Origin of the sequence: Actinomyces polynesiensis, from assembly GCF_000820725.1 — a bacterium.
Classification (GTDB): Bacteria; Actinomycetota; Actinomycetes; order Actinomycetales; family Actinomycetaceae; genus Pauljensenia; species Pauljensenia polynesiensis.
The window spans coordinates 1-5,322 of the sequence record NZ_CCXH01000271.1; the positions used below are offsets into that span (position 1 = coordinate 1).

Sequence of the window (5,322 nt, forward strand, 5' to 3'; positions counted from 1 at the left end):
TCGAAGACCTCACCCACCCGCTCCGGGGCCAGGTCCAGGTTCAGTCCCAGGGCCTCCAGCACGTCCGCCGAGCCCGAGGCCGAGGTGGACGCCCTGTTCCCGTGCTTGACCACGGGCACCCCTGCCCCGGCCAGCACGATGGCCGACATGGTGGAGATGTTCACCGTGTGCGCGCGGTCGCCACCCGTGCCGACGATGTCGAGCACGTCCCGGGGGACGTCCACCGATTCCGCGTGGTCCTGCATCGCGTCGGCGAGACCGTGCACCTCGGTGACCGAGGCACCCTTGGCAGTGAGGGCGGTGAGGAAGGAGGCGAGCCGGACGTCGCCGAGCTCACCGGTCATCACCTGGTCCATGACGGAGTAGGCGGTGTCGTGGTCGAGGTCGCGACCGCCCAGGACGTCGCCCATGACCTCGGCCCAGGTGTTCACAGCTCCCCCTTGAGGACGGCTGCGAGGGTCTCCTGCAGCACGATGGGGTCCAGCGGGTCGGGGATCGTCGCCGCGGCTCCCGCCCAGGCGGCCAACCAGTCATCCTGCTGGCGGGCCGTGAGGATGATGACCGGGGGGACTTCGTCGAAGGTCTCGGAGATCTCCTTGGCCAGGGACATGCCACCTTCCTTGGTGGCCTCACCGTCCAGGACCAGGGCCTGCGAAGTGCCCGGTCCGCATGAGCTCGAGGGCCCCGGCGGGCGTGGCCGCCTGGGACCACTCGACCTTCGGCGAGTCCTTGCCCGGACGCAGTCCCACGCCGTCCATGACGGCCTTGCGGGTGTCGATGTCGTCGCTGTACAGCAGGACGCCAACGGTCTCGTCGCTCAACGTGTGCTCCTCGGGGAGATTGGGGCGCGTCGGCGCCCGCGGATCAACGGGTCCCATTGTATGCGCCGGTGGGCGGGTCCCCTGGGGGGACCCGCCCACCGGACGCGCCGTGGATGTCAGCTGGCCGAGTCGGGGTCGTGCAGGACCCCGAGGATGTCGACCACCATGACCGTGGCACTGGTCGTCGACTCCGTGGCGCCGGACTCCGTGGCGTCCTGGGTGGGCCCGTAGACGATGACGATGCGACTCCCCACGGTCTTGCCGACCACCTCGGTGACGCCCGGTGAGAGCAGCTGGGCGTTGTCCGGCCAGGTGCCCGTGGCCGAGTCGGCATCCCCGAAGTACCCGCCCACCGCGTGGTAGACGACGTAGTCGGAGGTCGAGACCTCGGCGCCCGTGCCGGTGGCCAGCGTGGTCACCGAGTCCTTGGGCTGGGTGGTGCCGGAGAAGGACAGCTTCGGCTCGGACCCGAGGTCGCCCGTGACGGTGATGCCCGCGGGCAGCTCGTCGTCGGTCGCCTTGGCGTCCTTGAGGGCCGAGGTGTCGCTCGGGTCGACCGAGTCGATGATGTCGACGACGAACACCAGCGTGGCGTTGGCCGGGATCGTGGCCTCCTGACCGCTCTGGGCGTCGCCGGAGCCGGTCTCGCCGTAGCCCCACTCGGAGGGGATGACCAGCTGCACGCGGTCGCCCACGTGCTGGCCGGCCAGCCCGTACTTCCAGCCCTCGATGACCTGGTCGAGGCTGAAGGCCGCAGGCGACCCATTGGTGAAGGAGGAGTCGAAGACCTTGCCGTTCCACAGGGTGCCGGCGTAGTTCACCAGCAGGAAGTCGCTGGAGGTGACCTCGGCCCCGTCGCCCTTTGAGAGGGTCCTGACGGAGATATGGGTGGGCTCGGTGCCGGTGCCGGCCGAGATCGTCGGCTCCTCGCCGTAGTCGCCCGTCACGTCGGGGAAGTTGGCGTCACCGGAGCGGTCGACCGTGGGGGCCGCCTCACCGGACTGGGAACCGGACTCGGAGCCGGATGCGGCGTCACCGGACTCGGAGGAGGAGGAACAGGCCACGAGGCCGAACGAGAGCGCGAGGGCCACGCACGCGGCGAGGCCCTTCCTGAGGGGATTCGTCATCGGCTCAGTGGAACGACTCGCCGCAGGCGCAGGTGTTCTGGGCGTTGGGGTTGTCGATGGTGAACCCCTGACGCTCGATGGAGTCGGCGAAGTCGATCGTGGCGCCCGCGAGGTAGGGGACGCTCATGCGGTCGACGACCACCTCGACACCGCCGAAGTCACGCACGGCGTCACCGTCGAGGATCCTGTCGTCGAAGTAGAGCTGGTAGATCAGACCCGAGCAGCCACCGGGCTGGACCGCGATGCGCAGACGGAGGTCGTCACGCCCCTCCTGCTCCAGAAGGCTCTTGACCTTCGCAGCGGCGACGTCGGTGAGCACGACCTCGTGGGTCGGCAGCTCGGTGGTGGTGTCGGACATGGTGCTCCTCGATCTGTGTGTCCTCGTTGTCGCCCGTCAGCCTACGTCCGCTGTCCACCGCACCGCCATGGGAGTTTGCTGGGAGTTCACCCACGGCGCAACACCCCGGCCCGCGTCGGCGCGGTCCGTGGGGGCCCTCAGCCACCCGCCGGGAGCCACGTCCGGGCGATGCGCGAGCCCGCGCGACGCATCTCGCCCTCCCCCGCCCCGACGGTGATCACACCGTGGAGTCCCCACTCGGCCGCCTCGTGGGGGGAGAGGGTGGACTCGCGGCCGACGGCGACCACGGGCAGGGCCTGTGCCGCCGCGGCGGCGGTGACGGTGTCGAGGAGGGCCTCGGCCAATTGTGGCGAATGCAACAGGGGCTCGAGGACCACCACGAGGTCCGCCACGGCCGCCCTCTCCCCCAGGTGTGTCGCGGACGCCAGCAGGGTGCCGGTGGGGACGATCCGGCCGCCGAGGGCCTCCACGAGGGCGGCGCCGCCACCGGCGGACCCGGACCCGGGCTTCCGGGAGGGATCCTGCGGAGCGCCTCCCCCGGCCAGGGGCAGTGTCGGGCGTCCGGGGGATGCGGAGGAGTAGAAGCGGGCGAGGGCGGCCGTGAGCACCCGGTCCTGGACGGGCCGGGGCGTCAGGTCGACGCCCGTGGCCACCACCGAGTTCAGACCGAGGAGGGGGCGCAGCGTGGAGGCGGCCGCGATGAGGTCGTGTCCTGCCACGCGCGCCCGGGCGAGCTCCAGTGCCTCCCGCGCCTCGGCGTCGAGGTGTGCGTCGCGGTGCAGCTCCCGACCCGAGAGGACCTCGAGGAGGCCGAGTCCCGCATCGACGTCGATGTTGTGCCCGCCCTCGAGGACCGGGGTCAGGCCCGCGTCGAGCGCCGCGAGGACCTCGTGCCCGGCCCGGTGCGTGGTCTCCTCCTCCACACCGACGACCACCGGTGCGAGGCCGCCCGTGTCCGTCCCGGCGAGGGCCTCCCGGAAGGCGGGCCCCGCACCGAAGGGGAGGACGTCGACGCCGGTGTCCGGCCGGGAGCCGGTCAGCCCCTCCCCGACCAGGCGGAGGGCACGTCCGGCCCCGCCCTCCCAGGTCCCGACGAGGAGGACACGGGGGGACACCCTCAGTCGTCCCTGCCGAGACGCACCAGCAGCAGTGCCTCGGCGAGGACGGCCGCCTCGAGGTCGGGCACCGACTGGGACTCGTCCTCCGAGTGGGCGTTCGTCTGGGGGTCCTCGACACCGGTGACGACCACCTGTGCGTCGGGGAAGACCTCCTGGAAGTCGGAGATGAACGGGATCGACCCACCCACGCCGATGTTGACGGCGGGGACCCCCCAGGCCTCCTCGAGGGAGCGGTGGAGGTCGTCCGCGACGGGGGAGGTGAGATCGGCCCGGTACCCCGGCCCGTACTCGTTGGGGGTCACGGTGACCTCGGCACCGAAGGGGACGTGCTGCTCGAGATGGGCCCTCAGGGCCTCCATGTCCTCCCGGGGGTCGTGGCCGGGCACGGTGCGCATGGACAGCTTGAAGCGCGCATCCGGGGCGATGGTGTTGGAGGCCTGGGCGACGGGCCGGGCATCGAAGCCGATGACATTGATCGCGGGCTTCGTCCACACGCGTGCGGCGAGGTCCCCGGTGCCGGCCAGGCGCAGTCCCGCCACGGTGCCCGCTGCGGCACGGAACTCGTCCTCGGGCCACACGACCTCGGCGGTGGACTCCCCTCCCAGTCCCCGCACCGCGACGTCCCCCGCCTCGTCGTGGAGGGTGGCGATCAGGCGCGCGGCCAGGGTGACGGCGTCCAGGACCGGTCCCCCGAAGGCCCCGGAGTGCACGGCGTGCCCGAGCACCTTGACGTCGACGGTGGCGGTGCAGTTGCCGCGCAGCGTCGTGGTGAGGGCCGGCTCCCCCACCTTCCAGTTGTGGGAGTCCGCCACCACGATGACGTCCGCGCGTAGCCGTTCGGCGTGGGTCGTGACGAAGTCGCGGAACGAGGGCGACCCGACCTCCTCCTCGCCCTCGATGTAGACGACCACGTTGACGGGGAGGTCCGGTCCCAGCGCGCGCAGGGCCCCCAGGTGCACGATGATGCCGGCCCCGTCGTCGGAGGCGCCACGCCCGTAGATCCTCTCCCCGCGCACTTCGGCGACGAATGGGTCCGAGGTCCAGCGGGCCACGTCACCCGTGGGCTGGACGTCGTGGTGGGCGTAGAGGAGCACGGTGGGGGCGCCCTCCACGGCGGGGGTGCGTGCCACGACGGCCGGGCGTCCCGGGGTCCCGTCGGGGTTCTCACCGTGGAGGCACTCGGCCGACAGACCTGCGGCGGCGAAACGGTCACGCACGTGTTCGGCGGAGGCGGCGACGTCGACGACGTGGTCGGGGTCCGAGGAGACGGAGGGGATCGCGACGAGCTCCGCGAGCTCGTGCAGGAGGTCGGGGAAGATCCCCGCGACACGGTCGCGGAGGTCCTGGCCCGAGGGCGTCTGGTGGTCGTTGGGCGCGGGCTGGTTCGACATGGCTCCACACTAGTGCGGCCCGCTCCCCCACCCCACCCGGACGGCGTGGGAGCAGCGTCCCCGATCCACTACCCTGTAGGGGTGTTCAGCCGCAAGAAGTCCGAGACTCCCGACTCCCCCGTCCAGGAGACCTCCTCCGCCAAGCAGTCGACCGACCGGAAGGGTCGTCCGACGCCCTCCCGTCGCGAGGCGGAGGCGCGTCACAACCGTCCCCTGGTCCCGGCGGACCGCAAGGAGGCCAAGCGACAGGCCAAGATCCGCCGCGACGAGGCCTACCAGCGTCAGCAGGAGGCGCTCGTCACCGGTGACGAGCGGTACCTGCCGGTCAGGGACAAGGGCCGCGTGCGCCGCTACGTCCGCGACTGGGTGGACGCGCGGTGGTCGGCATCGGAGTTCGTCGTGCCGGTGATGCTCCTCTTCCTCGTGGCGATGATGGCCGCCTCATTCCTGCAGAAGTCGCCCGAGGTCGCCAACCGCATCGTCATGGGCATGACCTTCGTGTTCTAC

General features: G+C 71.5%; 7 protein-coding genes and 1 pseudogene. 1 reads left to right on the top strand and 7 read right to left on the bottom strand.

All coding sequences use genetic code 11. From position 1 onward, the window contains the following. The 7 genes and pseudogenes from TA90_RS11420 to TA90_RS11445 form a co-directional block, all read right to left on the bottom strand. Positions 1-410, bottom strand: a pseudogene (locus TA90_RS11420) (anthranilate phosphoribosyltransferase); the annotation flags it as partial. A 17-nt stretch (positions 411-427) separates the two neighbouring features. Then, positions 428-610 (bottom strand): hypothetical protein, encoded by a 183-nt coding sequence (locus tag TA90_RS15900; protein WP_331394275.1) that lies wholly within the window; start codon positions 608-610, stop codon positions 428-430. Between the two features lie 19 nt (positions 611-629). Further along, positions 630-821, bottom strand: a complete 192-nt coding sequence (locus TA90_RS15905; RefSeq protein WP_331394276.1) for a hypothetical protein — start codon at positions 819-821, stop codon at positions 630-632. 116 nt (positions 822-937) lie between these two features. Further along, the gene (locus tag TA90_RS11430) at positions 938-1,948 is read right to left on the bottom strand and encodes an FKBP-type peptidyl-prolyl cis-trans isomerase (protein WP_043536592.1); all 1,011 of its coding nucleotides are present in this window, start codon (positions 1,946-1,948) and stop codon (positions 938-940) included. Positions 1,949-1,952: 4 nt separating this feature from the next. Further along, positions 1,953-2,306 carry an iron-sulfur cluster insertion protein ErpA gene (erpA, locus tag TA90_RS11435; protein WP_043536594.1) on the bottom strand — a complete coding sequence of 118 codons (354 nt, stop codon included), beginning with the start codon at positions 2,304-2,306 and terminating at the stop codon, positions 1,953-1,955. 137 nt (positions 2,307-2,443) lie between these two features. Further along, positions 2,444-3,421 (bottom strand): glycerate kinase, encoded by a 978-nt coding sequence (locus TA90_RS11440; protein WP_043536595.1) that lies wholly within the window; start codon positions 3,419-3,421, stop codon positions 2,444-2,446. Positions 3,422-3,423: 2 nt separating this feature from the next. Then, positions 3,424-4,815, bottom strand: coding sequence for a M20/M25/M40 family metallo-hydrolase (locus TA90_RS11445; RefSeq protein ID WP_052450816.1), 1,392 nt, complete (start codon positions 4,813-4,815; stop codon positions 3,424-3,426). A gap of 81 nt (positions 4,816-4,896) precedes the next feature. Between TA90_RS11445 and TA90_RS11450 the strand changes: the two genes are divergently transcribed. After that, positions 4,897-5,322, top strand: a 426-nt coding sequence (locus TA90_RS11450) for a DUF3043 domain-containing protein (RefSeq protein ID WP_043536597.1), incomplete at its 3' end; no start/stop codon positions are given.

Coding starts and splice junctions, on each gene's coding strand:
- erpA (WP_043536594.1), bottom strand. CDS start 2,306: ATGTCCGACACCACCACCGAGCTGCCGACCCACGAGGTCGTGCTCACC.
- TA90_RS15900 (WP_331394275.1), bottom strand. CDS start 610: ATGTCCCTGGCCAAGGAGATCTCCGAGACCTTCGACGAAGTCCCCCCG.
- TA90_RS11430 (WP_043536592.1), bottom strand. CDS start 1,948: ATGACGAATCCCCTCAGGAAGGGCCTCGCCGCGTGCGTGGCCCTCGCG.
- TA90_RS11445 (WP_052450816.1), bottom strand. CDS start 4,815: ATGTCGAACCAGCCCGCGCCCAACGACCACCAGACGCCCTCGGGCCAG.